11 protein-coding genes and 1 other annotated feature are annotated in these 14382 nt (G+C 61.9%); of the genes, 5 read left to right on the top strand and 6 right to left on the bottom strand.

From position 1 onward, the window contains the following. Window positions 1-261: 261 nt before the first annotated feature. Window positions 262-744 carry a MarR family transcriptional regulator gene (locus IVA80_RS08525; protein WP_247428296.1) on the bottom strand — a complete coding sequence of 161 codons (483 nt, stop codon included), beginning with the start codon at window positions 742-744 and terminating at the stop codon, window positions 262-264. A 44-nt stretch (window positions 745-788) separates the two neighbouring features. Here IVA80_RS08525 and IVA80_RS08530 point away from each other — a divergent pair, with 44 nt between their 5' ends. Then, complete coding sequence (locus IVA80_RS08530; protein WP_247428299.1) at window positions 789-2306, top strand: FAD-dependent oxidoreductase; 1518 nt, start codon at window positions 789-791, stop codon at window positions 2304-2306. 165 nt (window positions 2307-2471) lie between these two features. Here IVA80_RS08530 and IVA80_RS08535 read toward each other — a convergent pair whose 3' ends face one another. Together IVA80_RS08535 and IVA80_RS08540 are read right to left on the bottom strand one after the other, a co-directional pair. Then, complete coding sequence (locus IVA80_RS08535; RefSeq protein ID WP_247427954.1) at window positions 2472-3587, bottom strand: winged helix-turn-helix domain-containing protein; 1116 nt, start codon at window positions 3585-3587, stop codon at window positions 2472-2474. 110 nt (window positions 3588-3697) lie between these two features. Further along, window positions 3698-5287 (bottom strand): winged helix-turn-helix domain-containing protein, encoded by a 1590-nt coding sequence (locus IVA80_RS08540; RefSeq protein WP_247427957.1) that lies wholly within the window; start codon window positions 5285-5287, stop codon window positions 3698-3700. Window positions 5288-5453: 166 nt separating this feature from the next. On the opposite strand from IVA80_RS08540, the gene IVA80_RS08545 reads away from it, so the two are divergent. Genes IVA80_RS08545 through IVA80_RS08555 form a run of 3 tightly spaced genes read left to right on the top strand, consistent with a single transcriptional unit; the run spans window position 5454 to window position 8431 of the window. Then, window positions 5454-6374, top strand: coding sequence for a hypothetical protein (locus IVA80_RS08545; RefSeq protein ID WP_346347980.1), 921 nt, complete (start codon window positions 5454-5456; stop codon window positions 6372-6374). 41 nt (window positions 6375-6415) lie between these two features. Continuing rightward, window positions 6416-7390, top strand: a complete 975-nt coding sequence (locus IVA80_RS08550) for a tripartite tricarboxylate transporter substrate-binding protein (protein WP_247427959.1) — start codon at window positions 6416-6418, stop codon at window positions 7388-7390. 24 nt (window positions 7391-7414) lie between these two features. Beyond that, entirely contained in the window at window positions 7415-8431 is a 1017-nt protein-coding gene (locus tag IVA80_RS08555) for a methyltransferase (protein WP_247427962.1), read from the top strand. A gap of 231 nt (window positions 8432-8662) precedes the next feature. Here IVA80_RS08555 and IVA80_RS08560 read toward each other — a convergent pair whose 3' ends face one another. From IVA80_RS08560 to lepA, 3 genes are all read right to left on the bottom strand, one after another. Continuing rightward, window positions 8663-10144, bottom strand: a complete 1482-nt coding sequence (locus tag IVA80_RS08560) for a SulP family inorganic anion transporter (protein WP_247427965.1) — start codon at window positions 10142-10144, stop codon at window positions 8663-8665. An 81-nt stretch (window positions 10145-10225) separates the two neighbouring features. Then, window positions 10226-10279, bottom strand: a sequence feature (sul1 is cis-regulatory element that is thought to sense ions involved in sulfur or methionine metabolism; They are found in Alphaproteobacteria). 55 nt (window positions 10280-10334) lie between these two features. Further along, window positions 10335-10628, bottom strand: a complete 294-nt coding sequence (locus IVA80_RS08565) for a hypothetical protein (protein ID WP_247427968.1) — start codon at window positions 10626-10628, stop codon at window positions 10335-10337. 189 nt (window positions 10629-10817) lie between these two features. After that, a complete protein-coding gene (gene lepA / locus IVA80_RS08570; RefSeq protein WP_247427971.1) occupies window positions 10818-12629 on the bottom strand; it encodes a translation elongation factor 4 in 1812 nt (603 codons plus the stop codon). A 114-nt stretch (window positions 12630-12743) separates the two neighbouring features. Between lepA and IVA80_RS08575 the strand changes: the two genes are divergently transcribed. After that, window positions 12744-14369 (top strand): glycosyltransferase family 39 protein, encoded by a 1626-nt coding sequence (locus IVA80_RS08575; protein WP_247427974.1) that lies wholly within the window; start codon window positions 12744-12746, stop codon window positions 14367-14369. Window positions 14370-14382: the final 13 nt, after the last annotated feature.

Below are 14382 nucleotides of genomic sequence, written 5' to 3' on the forward strand. Positions count from 1 at the left end.
CGGCTACGGGCCGCCCCAGCGCCACTCCGAGCCTAAATCCGTCAAACATTCCGACACGACCGCGTAAGCCGGCGACAAAACAAATAATTGCCCAGTCTCGAAGCGAAACCCATCGCACTTGAGCCTCACGATCGGATCAGTCTAACAAGACGATTTGACACTGCGTCTGCCGCGTCGGCGCGATGGTTTCGCGAGAGCTCAACCGATCGTACGCGCTAACGGTCGCACGCAAGCACCCTTCTCTCGTGCGTCGCATCCGTTTCAGCTCTGCGGGAAGTCCTTCATGGCATCTGCGAATTTGCGCATGAGCCTCACAAGGTTATCAATCTCGGCCTGCTTCCAGCTTGAGAAGACCGCAGTGCCGATCCGCTCGCGTGCCGCATCGATGAGCATCGTCATTTCCTTGCCTTGCTTGGTCACCACCGCCTCGCGCACCCGCCGATCGGTTTCGTTAGCCTGGCGATCCACCAAACCAAGGCTCTCCAGCTTTGCGACCTGCCTGCTGACCGTCGTGTGGTCGCGGCCGGCTCTCGCGGCCAGGTCCACGATGCTGACTGGCCCCAGCCGTTCGATTCCCACAAGCAGGGGAAAGAGTGCCCGATCAAGCCGAACACCTGCTTCCTTGATCAGTACCTCATCGAGGTCGGGCCGGTTCATGACGCTTACGATGTCGATAAGCGAGGCATGGATGGCCCTGATCTGTTCCGAGATGCGTGTATTTTGCACGTTTTTGGTTGACATGATTCTGCTTCTCCGATTACGTGCAAAATACACGGAAAGGAAAGCTTATGACAACCAGATATGAAACCGAGGTGCTTATCTGCGGCGCTGGCGCGGCGGGATTGACGCTGGCAATCGAACTCGCTCGCCGCGGGGTGCCGTTCCGCTTGATTGAAAAGATGGACGATGCATTCCGCGGCTCTCGCGGGAAGGGCATTCAGCCGCGAACCCAGGAAATCTTCGAAGACCTCGGCATCCTCGATCGTTTGGTCGCTGCCGGTGGCCTGTACCCGATCCCGCGCGAGTATCGTCCAGATGGGAGCTTTTCGGAGAACGCCTCGTTCAAGCCGTCGGAGCCAAGCGCAGCCGAGCCCTTCCACATTCCGCTCATGGTGCCGCAGTTTCTAACCGAGCGGGTGATGCGAGAGCGCCTGATTGAGCTTGGGCATGAGCCGGTGTTCGGCTGCGAACTGGTATCCTTCGAGCAGGACGAGGATGGCGTGACGACGCATCTCGTCCAGAAGTCCGGAGAGGAGGTCATCCGTGTTCGCTATCTTGTCGGCACGGACGGCGGCCGCAGCTTTGTTCGCAAGACGCTCGGCATCGATTTTCCGGGCAAGACATTGGGCGTCCGCGCCGTGGCCGCCGATGTCACTTTGACCGGCTTCGGGCGCGACGCCTGGCACCGCTTCAATGAGGGAGACATGGAGCGGCAGATCTCGGTCTGCCCGCTGGCAGGCACTGAACTCTTTCAGCTGCAGGCCCCCGTTCCGCTAGAGGGCGATGTCGATCTGTCCGAGGACGGTCTCACCACGATGCTGACCGGGCGCACTGGCCGGAAGGATGTTTGCGTTCACTCGGTATCCTGGGCATCCGCCTTCACCATGAACGCGCGCCTCGCCGACCATTACCGGGTTGGCCGCGTCCTCCTGGCAGGCGACGCCGCGCACACACATCCGCCGACCGGCGGCTTGGGGCTCAATACCAGCGTTCAGGATGCCTATAACCTCGGATGGAAGCTTGCGGTCGTGCTCGCCTCTCGGGCTCCGGCTGCGCTTCTCGACACCTATGAGGAAGAACGGCGGCCGATCGCGGCGGCGACGCTGGGACTGGCGACCAAGTTGCTGGATGGGTCGAAGCGAGGAGACAGCCGGCGCGGCAGAGAAGTCCAGCAACTGGACATCGGTTATGCGGGCTCGGCGTTGGCGCTGGACGCGCCCGGGCGCCACGGCCGCATCGTTGCAGGAGACCGTGCACCCGATGCACCGCTTCAGGGTTCGGCAGGCAAGACGCGGCGGCTGTTTGAGCTGTTCGCCGGGGCTCATTGGACGCTGCTCGCTTTCAACGCGGAGCGGAACCTGATAGCGCCACGCGCCGGTCTGCACATCCATCACAGTGGTGCCGGTGGGGACCTTGCCGACAGCGACGGTTATTTCGAGAGCGCCTACGCGCCTGAGCCGGGTCAATGGTGGCTGGTGCGGCCGGACGGATATGTCGGTGCGGTGGTCTCGTCAGTCGACGTGGGGCAGCTGGATGGCTACTTTGCGAAGGTCGGGCTTGTCGGGCAGACCGAGATCGGTGGCTAAAGCGATAACCGCACGGACCCGGGGCACGCCGCGCCTTCGGCGTCGAATAAAAAGCGAGAAGCCCCACAAGGGGCTTCCACCTGTTTCACGACGCCGCCGGCGGAGTGCGATGATGCCATCCGTGAGCAGAAATCAGCACGTGCCATGGGCCGCTGCAAGGTAGAATTAGGACGTGTCTTCTGCCGCAGTCTCGGTGCCTTCGCGTGTCCATTCCCCTTGCCCCGTCCACCCGTAAGCCGAGATCAGACTCATGTAAGCCTGAAAGTCCGCGCCGGTCATATTTAAGGAACGGCTGCACTGTTGGAGGGCTTCTGCATATTGACGGAGGTGCAAGTGTGCAACGCAGAGAAGCCGCGCTGTGATGGTATCCTGCAAGACGGCCAGATTTGCGAGGTCGCCGTCGAACCGATCCGACCAGATGTCGCGGGCGGTCTGAAGGTCGGTGAGAGATACGTTGACCCGCACCTGGTCTCCGTTGCGTCTCACCGCGCCTCGCACGGCCCATAGGATGCCGAGATCGGTCCCGAGCTGCTGCAAATCGATCGGCTTCTTCTTGTAGGTAAAGGCGGTGTCGCGTCCAACAACGAAAGTGGCGGGCGTTCGCGCGAGCTCGGCCGTCAAATCTGTCGAGATGGAGTCGGCAAAGGAGTCCTGCGCTGGATCGTCGTCGAGGCTGGCGAAGGGCAACACGACGAGGGAGAGACGCGGCACGATCTCGGGCCTGACCGTCGGTTGTCCCTGGATATTTTGAGCTTCCCGTTTTGCGTCAGTACGGACCGTCTTCCAGACATTCCAATATCCGGCGAGGCCGCCGGCAATTGCGCCGATGGCGGCGACCGACGCCAGCACGCTGCCGACGAGCTTTAAACGACCTCTGAGGTCCTCCAGCCAGCCAGCGGATCGCCGTTCGCCAACAACGATTGCGGAGGTAATCGGGACCGTAACCGCTGCCGCGGTTCCTGGTCGTCGATCCTCGTCGTGCACGGCGCCCACGAAACGAAAGCCCTTTCGTGGAAATGTCTTGATAAGACGTTGTTGCTGACCGGAGTCACCGATCGCGCGCCGGACCGCGTTCAGCCGCGTCGTCAGCGCCGCATCGGATATGATCCGGCCATTCCAGATCGCGTTGACGAGATCGTCCTTGCTGACGAAGCGATCCCTGCTGCGGATCAGATGTTCGAGCAGATCGAGAACCTGGGGCGCCGTCGGCACGACATCGGGGCCGCGCCGCAATTCGCGCCGCTCGGTGTCCAACGCACAGTCCTCGAAGAAATAGCGCATGGCACCATTCCCAAGCCTGCCCTCTATCCTCCGAGGGTGCGGGAGCAGTTGTCTGCGGACAATAGGCCTTCGGCAGGGAAAATGTAAGCCGTGAGCAACAGTCCGCCCCGTCAGGGGGTGGCAGCGTCGTGCCTTTCCGAAAGACCTGCCTCGCAAAGGGCCTTCTCGAAGTTCGCGTAGTCGTCTGCCCGGCGAAACGGTGCCAGATTCCTGAGATTGGCATGCAGATCTGGATTGCGTTCAAGCGCTTGCAAGACGGATCGTTGCGCGCGTTCAAGCCGCCCTGCGCGTGTGTTGCTGGCCGCAGAAATGCAGGTCAGGAGCAGGAAATTGGTATGACTACGCAATGCGTTCTCGGCGCATGACGCTGCCGCGTCATAACGGCTTGCCAGAAAATGCGCATACGCCATGGCTCCCTGCGAATTGTAGTACATCGGGGGGTCGAGCGGGCTAAGTCGCATGGCATATGCAGAGTGCTCGAGGGCGAGGTCCGGCTCTCCTCGCCAAACTCTCAACCAGGCACTGGTGGACCACGCTTGTGCGAAGTTGGGATTGCCAGCTAACGCCCGATCCACGAAAGCCGCTGCGTCGTCGAACTCATGGGCTATAAAGGCGAGTGCATATCCGCCCACAGATAGTGCAAATGGATCGTCTGTGCCCAGTTCTACTGCCTTCCGGGCCAGCCGGGTGGCTTCGGCAATTTCCTTTACCGGATTGTTGATCCAGCCATTCGCCTTGCGCCGAACATAGCACCAGGCGGCCATGCCATAGGCACAGGCCAGACGAGGGTCGAGCTCGATCGCCTTGCAAAAGAGCTGCAGCGCCTCGGTGTTCGCGTTGTTAGACCAACGAATTTTCGCCAGCCCGCGCAGGTAATGGTCGTGCGCATCCAGACTTTCGATAGGCTTGCGCCTTGCCCGTTTGATCTCCTCACGCTGCAGCTTCGGGGCGATTGCGCCGACGACACTGGCCGTCAGATTGTCCTGCAGATCGAACATATCCTCGATCGAACCGTCGAAGCGGTCTGCCCAGAGATGTGCCCCAGTTTCGGCATCGATAAGCTGTCCCGCGATTCGAATGCGATTTTCCGCTTTGCGCACGCTACCTTCAAGCACGTAGCGCACACCAAGCTCGCGGCCCACCTGCTTTACGTCGACGACCCGGCCCTTATACGCAAAACTCGAATTGCGCGCGATCACAAACAACCAACGAAAGCGAGAGAGGGCCATCGTGATCTCCTCCACGATGCCATCTGCGAAATACTCCTGCTCCGGATCGGAGCTGAGGCTGACGAAAGGAAGTACGGCAATCGAGGGCTTATCGGGTAGCGGGAGGGCCGCGGTCCTCGTCTCTGGCTGGTGGTGGACCGCTGCCAAAGGATTCGGGGTCCGTGCTTCCCGGACCGCTCCGACGAAACGGAAGCCCTTGCGCGGGATTGTTTTGATCAGGCGCTGGGCTTCCCCGCAGTCACCGACTGCGGTGCGGGCGGCATTCATGCGGGTCGTAAGCGCAGCCTCAGACACGATACGCCCTTTCCAAATGGCGTTCATGAGGTCGTCTTTACTGACAACGCGCTCCCTGTTGCGGATCAAATAATCGAGAATGTCGAAGACCTGTGGTGCAACGGGCACAGCATCAGGCCCGCGATGCAGCTCGCGCCGGTCTGTGTCGAACACGTATTGATCAAAGAGATAGCGCAAGCTGGCACCCCTGTAGACAACACTCCGCCGGATGAAGCCGCCTTTGCACCAGTTGGGACGCAAAGAATAAGCCGTCGGTAAGGAAAATGTAAGCTGCACGTCAAGCGCGCCCGGCCCAATCCTGACAGCCTGCCGTCGGTAGAGGCATTGCCAAGGAAAATTGCCGATGAGTGCCACTTCCGGCGTTGAGCAGATGCGACGGACTGCCACATCCCTGCAGCGGGCTATCAACCTTTTCCTGCGATTCCGGAGCGGATGGCTGAAACGCCGCAGACGACAGAATGTACAAGCCACCCTCTGTGCCCTCAGCGATCGGGAGCTGATGGATATCGGCACGACGCGCGGCGAGATCGACTACATTGCCTCGCAGCGAAGCATCGCAAGACCGCATCGTTCGACGTGCCGGCACATTGGCGATACATTTGTGATCTTGTTGCTCTTCAGCCTGCTTGGCTTGGTCTCTGCAGATCGCGCCGAGGCTCAATGCACCGCGCGAGATGTTTTGCGGAGACACCTTGCGGTCAAGGCAGCTCTGCCGGCTCTCGGATCGGAGATTCCGGTCAGCTCCGCTGCAGATGCCTTGGTGTGGAAGACGATCCTGACAGGGACGTTCGCGGATACTTTCGCTCTTCGCAACGCGATGAGTGCAATGGGGTGCGGCGTCGGAAACTCGGCCGCTGACATACTGGCTCGACCGGCCTTTACGCTGAGCCGCAAGAAGGCGGAGGTTGAGCTTGTCGTTGTGTCCGTTGCCAAGCTCGGGTTTCAAGGTGAGACATCGTCGCTGCGGGACATCTATGTGCGTGCACAAGAGCTCGGTTTTGCTCTTGCGCCCCCCGAAATCGCGCCGCAGCTGAGGCTCCAGTATTTGGACCAGCCGATCGGTGAGTTTCTGATCATTGGAATGGAACCTATCAGGACATGGGCGGGTGAAGCGGTCGTTCTAACGGTGGCCAACGGCGGAGCAGGTCTCATCCTGATCGGCCAGGACGGCCACGAGGATGCGCAGATATCCGCGATGTCCCGTTTTGTGTTCGTGCGACCCGATCGATCCATACCTGCGGAAGCTGCCGCAATGGTCAGGTAGTTTGCCGCGATCTTATTTGGGCTCGGCCAGGGAGACAGGCGATGATCACGCGCCGTGACGTGTTGTCGGCGGCCGCTGCCGCGTTCTCCGCCGCGCATCTTGTGCCGCGGGCGCTTGCACAGCCGATCGCGAGAACCGTACATATCCTGACGGGCTTCACGCCTGGACTGCAGGATGGGCTGGCGCGGCTCGTGGCCGGCCAGATGAGCGGCTATGCGGAAACCATCGTGGTCGAGAGCCGGCCGGGCGCGGGCGGTCGCATCGCGGTGGAGGCAGTGAAGAACGCCGATGCCGACGGATCGGTCATCCTGTTCGCGCCGCTCGGCTTCATGATGTTCTTTCCGCACGTCTACAAGACGCTGAGATACCAGCCGCGCGATTTCACGCCGGTGTCGACTGTCGCCTCGACCCCGACATTGCTGACGGTCGGTCCCATGGTGCCGCCTGATGTCAAGACACTGGCAGACTTTGTGGCCTGGTGCCGCGCCAATCCGAAGCTCGCCACCTATGGCACGCCGGGCGCCGGAACCACGCTGCATTTTCTCGGTACGATGCTGGGCCTCAACGCGGGGTTCGATTTTCTTCACGTACCGTATCAGGGCGGTGGCGCGATTCAGGATCTGGTCAAGGGCGTGATTGCCGCGACCGTCATGCCGATTGGTAGCTCGCTCGGACTCGTCCAGTCTGGCGATCTTCGTGCGCTGGCAACCACCGGACCGCGCCGCTGCCCGTTTGTTCCGGCGGTGCCGACGGTACGGGAAGCTGGATATCCGTCGCTCGAGGACCTCACATGGTTTGCGTTCTTCGTTCCGGCGAAAACGCCAGCGTCGATCGTCGACAAGCTCAACGCCGCGATCCAGGCGGGCTTGCGCACCGACGAGGTCAGAGTCGGCATGGCAAAGCTGGCCGTCGAGCCCGACGCGATCGCCATGGGAGACTTCGCCAGGCTGATCGCATCCGAATCCGACCGGTGGAAGGCGATCGTGCAGGCAACGGGGTTCGTCCCGACCGATTGAACCCGCACTGACAGGAGGCAACACATGAGCGAGCCAGCATCCGTGCATGATCTCGTGCAGTCCCATCGCGTCACCGCAGTGATTTATGCGGCGGCGAAGCTCAATCTCGCCGAGGCCATCGGCGATGAGGCGAAATCGGTGGCCGAGCTTGCCCGGCTGGTGTCCGCCGACGAAAGTGCGCTGCGCAGACTGCTCGTCGGCCTGACGACGATTGGCCTGTGCAGGCAGGCCGACCGGGACCGGTTTGCCATGACCGATCTCGGCCGGCAGCTCGACGAGGCGGCCGACCCGTCCTTCAAGGACTGGGTTCTCTTTGAGGGCGAGATGCTCGCGCAATCCTGGAGCGGACTGGTCGAGTCGGTTCGCTCCGGGAAGAGCGCGGGCGAGTTGCGCGGCGACGGCGACGATCGCTACGCCGCGACAAGCAAGGCGCCGGAATGGAACCGCCGGTTCAACGCCGCGATGGTCAGTCTCACACGGTCCATCGTTCCAAGGATCGTTGCGGCCCATGACTTCACGGTCGCGCGCGTCGTCATGGATCTCGGTGGCGGCACCGGCGAATTGATCGGCGGCGTACTCAAGCACAACCCGCATCTTGAGGGGATCTCCTTCGACCTTGCGCGCTGCGAGGCTGGAGCGCATGCGCATTTTGACCGGCTTGGCATCGCCAATCGCTGCCGGTTCGTTGCCGGGAGTTTCTTTGAAGCGGTTCCGGGCGGCGCCGACACGATCCTGATGAAGAGCATCCTGCACAACTGGAAGGACGATCGTTGCGAGGTTATTCTGCGCAACTGCCGGGAGGCGCTACCGGTCAGCGGAACGTTGATCGTGATCGAGCGGATCATGCCGGAGCTTGCCACGACCGAGACCCAGGACCGCTCCTGCGCCATGAGCGACCTCAATATGCTGAGGGGACCTGGCGGCCGCGAGCGGACCGAAGCCGAGTATCGCAGGCTGGCCGTGCTGGCCGGCTTCACCTTTATCGGGACAAGCGGCATCGGCTCGTTCAGCCTGGTCCAATTCAGGAAGGTTGGACACTGACTGCGCCAACGACCGCGCCTCAATGAGCCGCGTCGCGTTTTTCGGCCCTGCCGATCACACGCGCTGCGATGATGGCGTCATGGCAGTGTTTTGCCCGACCAGTCAAACAGGCTTCGTCAAAACCGAAATAACGTAATGCCGACAAGGCGCCGGCGCTAGGGCTCAACCGCATCCTGCGATGCTTGATGCGGTGAGTCCGATTTCACCTAGCCGGGCAACATCATGCTTCCACTAATGGACCGCTTTCGTCCGCGCACCTGGCTTATGGTGCGTACCGAAGCGTTCGACCATTGTGGCGCTGGCCTGGTTGAGCCCGATGACCTCGACTTCGGCGCCGTTGCGACGAAGCTTGAGAACGATGTCATCCAGTGCTCCGATGGCAGTGATGTCCCAGAAATGCGCGTCGCTGACGTCGATTCGGACCCGGCTCGGCACATCGAGGTACTCGAAGGCATCGACAAGACTGTTGGAGGAGGCGAAAAAAACCTGCCCCGTGACGTAATAAGTGATCTTGCGTCCGTCTTCGGAAAGTTCCGTTTCGATCCCGAGCAGGCGTGCCACCTTGCCGGCGAAGAACACGCCGCTGAGCACGACGCCCGTGAGCACGCCCATCGACAGATCGCCGGTCGCCACAACGACCACGACGGTGGCCAACATCACTACGCTCGAACTTAGGGGGTGGGACCGCAGGTTAACGAGGGACGACCAGTTGAACGTGCTGATCGAGACCATGATCATCACGGCCACGAGCGCGGCCATCGGAATCTGCTTCACCCACTCGCCAAGGACAACGATCAGGAACAGCAAGAAGGCTCCGGCGAAGAACGTTGATAAACGGGTGCGCGCGCCGGCGGTGACGTTGATGACCGATTGCCCGATCATGGCGCATCCGCCCATTGCACCGAGGAAGCCGGTGACGAAGTTGGCGACGCCCTGGCCTACGCATTCCCGGTTCTTGTTGCTGCCAGTATCGGTCATGTCGTCGACGATCGAAGCCGTCAGAAGCGATTCCAGCAGCCCGACCGCAGCCATCGCCAGCGAGTACGGCAGGATGATCCTCAGGGTCTCCAGATTGAAGGGGACCTGGGGGATCGCGAAGAACGGGAGGCTGGACGGCAATTCGCCCATGTCGCCGACGGTACGCAGCTTGATACCGGACCATAGCGTAAACGCGGTCAGCACGATGATGCTGACCAAGGCGGACGGCACTCGTTTGGTGACGTAAGGGAACAGATAGATGATGGCCAGGCCCGCGCCGACCATCGCGTAGGTTTCCCAGCCGACGTGCGTCAATTGCGGCAACTGAGCCAGGAAAATGAGAATGGCCAAGGCGTTTACAAATCCGGTCATGACCGAGCGGGACACGAACTTCATGAGCAGACCAAGCCGCGGGGCCCCTGCGGCGATCTGAATCAGTCCCATCAGCACCGTGGCGGCGAACAGGTACTGAAGGCCGTGATCGCGGACCAGGGTGATCATCAGCACCGCGGTCGATGCCGTCGCTGCGGAGATCATCGCCGGCCTGCCGCCGACGACGGCGGTCACGCAGGCGATCGAGAATGAGGCGTAAAGGCCCACCTTCGGGTCGACGCCCGCGACAATCGAAAAACCGATGGCCTCCGGAATTAGCGCCAGCGCAACGAGAACACCGGAGAGCAGGTCCGTGGAAACGTTTGTCAGCCACTCGCGGCGGAACGTTTGGTAGAACGTCATTTTGCTGAAACCAATAAGACCAGCGAGGCGACGGGCGGCGCCCGGTCGGCCTAAAGGTAAGCTTCGATGTCGCTACGCTGAGGGTTTCCGGGGGATGGGCGCCCGGCCGAGCCACCCGATGAACTCGGGTCCGACGAGCGCTCTTAGTACGATTGCCGCGACGCAACAGCAAGCCAGATATTGTCGGGCGCTACACGTTCGCCATCGGGAACAAGTCCAGCTTCGCGGATGATTTTTCCAACAGCCGGACGTGCGCTGTTCGCCGAGGATCATTCCGGTAGTTTTGAAAGTCCGCTTCGGACGTGAAGCTCACGATGTGTATCTCGATGGTGCCGTCCGGGTTGCGAAGACGACGCTCCAGAGATCCATTGAACTCAGGCAACAGCGGCAGGACGGCATCCTCGTAGGCTCGAAACGGTTCGACGCCCTCTGGAGGTATCCGGGCTATGAGCACAAACGCGACGGGGGTGGTTTGACAGGACATTACCGTCTGCCGACTGCACCCGCTGCCATGATGCCATCATGCCCCTGTTTTGCCCGACACGTCAAACAGGATTCGTAAAAAGCGAAAAAGCGCAATGCCAACAATGGGTCGGCTACTGTGCATGGGGTTGTTTTCGCGTTTTTTATTTTCCGGCCCAAACGTCCGGATCGGACCTGTCCGAACCTCGCCTCAGCTATCCACCTTCAGCGCGGCAATGAAAGCTTCCTGCGGGATGTCGACCTTGCCGAACTGCCGCATCTTCTTCTTGCCTTCCTTCTGCTTCTCCAGAAGTTTTCGTTTACGCGTGATGTCGCCGCCGTAGCACTTTGCGGTGACGTCCTTGCGCAGCGCGCGCACCGTCTCGCGGGCGATCACCTTGCCGCCGATCGCCGCCTGGATCGGGATCTGGAACATGTGCGGCGGGATCAGCTCCTTCATTTTCTCGACCATGGCGCGGCCGCGCCCCTCCGCACGGGTCCGATGCACCAGCATCGAGAGCGCATCGACCGGCTCGTTGTTGACCAGGATCTGCATCTTCACGAGATCCGCCGGCTTGTAGTCGGTCAGATGATAGTCGAACGAGGCGTAACCCTTTGAGACCGACTTCAGACGGTCGTAGAAGTCGAACACGACCTCGTTGAGCGGCAAATCGTATTTCACCATCGCGCGGGCGCCGACGTAAGTCAGCTCCTTCTGCGAGCCGCGGCGGTCCTGGCACAGCTTCAGCACGCTGCCGAGATATTCGTCGGGGGTGAGGATGGTGGCCTCGATCCAGGGTTCCTGGATCTCGGCGATCTTGACCACGTCGGGCATGTCGACGGGATTGTGAATCTCGATCTCGGAGCCGTCGTTGAGCTTCATCTTGTAGATGACGCTCGGCGCAGTCGCGATCAGGTTGAGATCGAATTCGCGCGACAGCCGCTCCTGGATGATCTCCAGGTGCAGCAGGCCGAGGAAGCCGCAGCGGAAGCCGAAGCCGAGCGCGGCGGAGGTTTCCATCTCGAAGGAGAAGCTGGCGTCGTTGAGGCGCAGCTTGCCCATGGCGCCGCGCAGCGTCTCGAAGTCGTTGGCATCGACCGGGAACAGACCGCAGAACACCACCGGGATTGCCGGCTTGAAGCCTGGCAGCATCTCGGTGATCGGCTTCCTGTCGTCGGTGATGGTGTCGCCGACGCGGGTGTCGGCGACTTCCTTGATCGCGGCGGTGATGAAGCCGATCTCGCCGGGACCGAGCTCGTCGACCTGCTGCATCTTCGGCGTGAAGAAGCCGACGCGTTCGATGTCGTAGGCCGCGCCGGTGCCCATCATGCGAACACGGCTGCCCTTCTTCATGACACCGTCGACGACGCGGATCAGCACGACGACGCCGAGATAGACGTCGTACCAGCTGTCGACCAGCAGCGCCTTCAACGTCGCGTCGCGGTCGCCCTTCGGCGGCGGCAGCCGGGTGACGATGGCCTCCAGCACATCGGGCACACCGAGGCCGGTCTTGGCCGAGATCATCACCGCGTCGGAGGCATCGATGCCGATGACGTCCTCGATCTGCTGCTTGATCTTCTCGGGTTCGGCAGCTGGCAGGTCGACCTTGTTCAGGACCGGGACGATCTCGTGATTGTTGTCGAGCGCCTGGTAGACGTTGGCGAGCGTCTGCGCTTCCACGCCCTGGCTGGCGTCGACCACCAGCAGGGAACCCTCGCAGGCCGCCAGCGACCGCGAGACTTCGTAGGCGAAGTCGACATGGCCGGGCGTGTCCATCAGGTTGAAGATGTAATCCTTGCCGTCCTTGGCGCGGTAGGCGAGCCTGACCGTCTGCGCCTTGATGGTGATGCCGCGCTCGCGCTCGATGTCCATGGAATCGAGCACCTGCTCCTTGCCCGCCATTTCGCGGTCGGTGAGGCCGCCGGTCATCTGGATCAGGCGGTCGGCCAGCGTCGATTTGCCATGGTCGATATGGGCGACGATGGAGAAATTGCGGATGTTGGAAATGGGGATGGTCGTCATGGGCGCGGGATACCACTCACATCCCCGTGCGGCAACCATATTGCTGTTTTTTCAGGGCCTTTGTTCACGCCAAGCTGATTTCAAGCGGGGCCAAAACGCGCTACGCAACGGCCCATGTCGACGACCTCGATTCCATCCGCCAACGCGCGCGCGAAGCCCCGGGTGAGCTTTCGCCGCTTCCGGGCCTGGCTGGTTGCCTGCGCGACCCGGCCGCAGGCGCGCCTGTGGCTGGTGATTCAGCTTGCGATCCTGCACGCGGTGCTCTGGACCTTCATCCTGATCAATCTCAAGGCGGCGCAGGACGTTCACATGGACGTCGCAGAGGCCTATGGCTGGGGCCAGAAATTCCTGCTCGGCTACGGCAAGCACCCGCCGCTGTCGGGCTGGGTCGCCGGCCTCTGGTTCAAGGTGTTCCCGGCGACGGACTGGGCGACCTATGCGCTGGCGATGGCGACCGTCGGCGGCGGCATGGTGATCTGCTGGCTGCTTGCGCTGCGCGTGGTGGACGCACGGCGCGCGTTCCTGGTCGTGGTGATGGTCGCGCTCTACCCAATCTTCAATTTCAAGGGTTTCAAGTACAATCCGGACCTGCTCCAGCTCGTGACTTTGCCGCTGCTCGTGCTCGCCTATCTTAACGCCTTCGAGAAGCGGAGCTGGCAGTCCGGCATCTGGTTCGGGCTCGCCGGCGCGCTGGCGCTGATGACCAAGTACTGGGTGCTCACCATGATCGGCGCCATCGGCCTTGCAGCGCTGATCCATCCGGATCGCGCAAGATTCCTGTTGTCGCCGGCGCCGTGGGTGGCGATCGCGACGATGGTCGTGGCGATGATCCCGCACATCGTCTGGCTCGCGGACGCGCATTTCGTGCCGCTGACCTATGCCGGCGACACCTACAGCCTCGATGACAGCCGCCAGGTGCATCAGCTCGTGGCTGGCTACTTCTTGCATAATTTCGCGCTGCTGGCGCTGCCGGTGGCGCTGGCCGCGCTCGCGATGGCGCTGGTGCCGCCGTGGGTCACGCTGCTCCTGCGCGCGCCGTTACGCATCGTCACGCGGGCCTGGGGGCGCGGCGCCAATCCTGGCGTCAATGTTTCGCAGGCATTGAACGTCTGGATCGTCCAGATCATCGTCGCGGTCGGGCCGCCGCTCGGTGCCCTGGTCTTCAGCATCTACATGAAGACGGATTGGGGCATCTCGCTGTTCTTCCTGGTGCCGCTGGCGCTGGTCGCGATCCCGGCGTTGCGGGTGCAAAGCGCCACGCTGTTCAACATCGCCGCGATCTGGCTCGTGCTCAGCGTCGCTACGCTCGCCGCCTCGCCCTGGATCGCCGCGCGCGAGATGGCGGCCAATGCCGGCAACACCTCAACCTATGGCGCGCGCTCCGATCTGGCGCGCGAGCTGACGCAAGCCTGGCACGCGCGCTTCGCCTCGCGCTGGGCGGTCGTCGCCGGCACCATGGAGTCGATCCAGCCGATGGTGTTCTACAGCCCCGATCATCCCAGCGCGTTCACGCCGAACGAAGCTTGGAATTCAGGTCTGACGTCACTCGAAGACCTCAAGAAGCACGGCTTCATCGGCGTGTTCGATCCAACCGACGGCCGCCTGCCTGCGTTCGAGAAATGGGTGTCGGAGATCGCACCGGATGCCGAGCGCATGGTGATGACGACGCGCCGCTTCACCCACGGCAAGGCGGGGCCATCGATGAGCTGGAACATCTACATCGCGCCGCCGGGGAAGTAGCGAGGCGCCGCTA

Source organism: Bradyrhizobium sp. 139, from assembly GCF_023074175.1.
In the GTDB taxonomy this organism is placed as follows: domain Bacteria; phylum Pseudomonadota; class Alphaproteobacteria; order Rhizobiales; family Xanthobacteraceae; genus Bradyrhizobium.

Excerpts from the sequence above, each read along its gene's own strand:
- IVA80_RS08575 (WP_247427974.1), top strand. The coding sequence starts at position 12,744 with ATGTCGACGACCTCGATTCCATCCGCCAACGCGCGCGCGAAGCCCCGG.
- IVA80_RS08550 (WP_247427959.1), top strand. The coding sequence starts at position 6,416 with ATGATCACGCGCCGTGACGTGTTGTCGGCGGCCGCTGCCGCGTTCTCC.
- IVA80_RS08545 (WP_346347980.1), top strand. The coding sequence starts at position 5,454 with ATGAGTGCCACTTCCGGCGTTGAGCAGATGCGACGGACTGCCACATCC.
- IVA80_RS08565 (WP_247427968.1), bottom strand. The coding sequence starts at position 10,628 with ATGTCCTGTCAAACCACCCCCGTCGCGTTTGTGCTCATAGCCCGGATA.
- IVA80_RS08530 (WP_247428299.1), top strand. The coding sequence starts at position 789 with ATGACAACCAGATATGAAACCGAGGTGCTTATCTGCGGCGCTGGCGCG.
- lepA (WP_247427971.1), bottom strand. The coding sequence starts at position 12,629 with ATGACGACCATCCCCATTTCCAACATCCGCAATTTCTCCATCGTCGCC.
- IVA80_RS08560 (WP_247427965.1), bottom strand. The coding sequence starts at position 10,144 with ATGACGTTCTACCAAACGTTCCGCCGCGAGTGGCTGACAAACGTTTCC.
- IVA80_RS08535 (WP_247427954.1), bottom strand. The coding sequence starts at position 3,587 with ATGCGCTATTTCTTCGAGGACTGTGCGTTGGACACCGAGCGGCGCGAA.
- IVA80_RS08555 (WP_247427962.1), top strand. The coding sequence starts at position 7,415 with ATGAGCGAGCCAGCATCCGTGCATGATCTCGTGCAGTCCCATCGCGTC.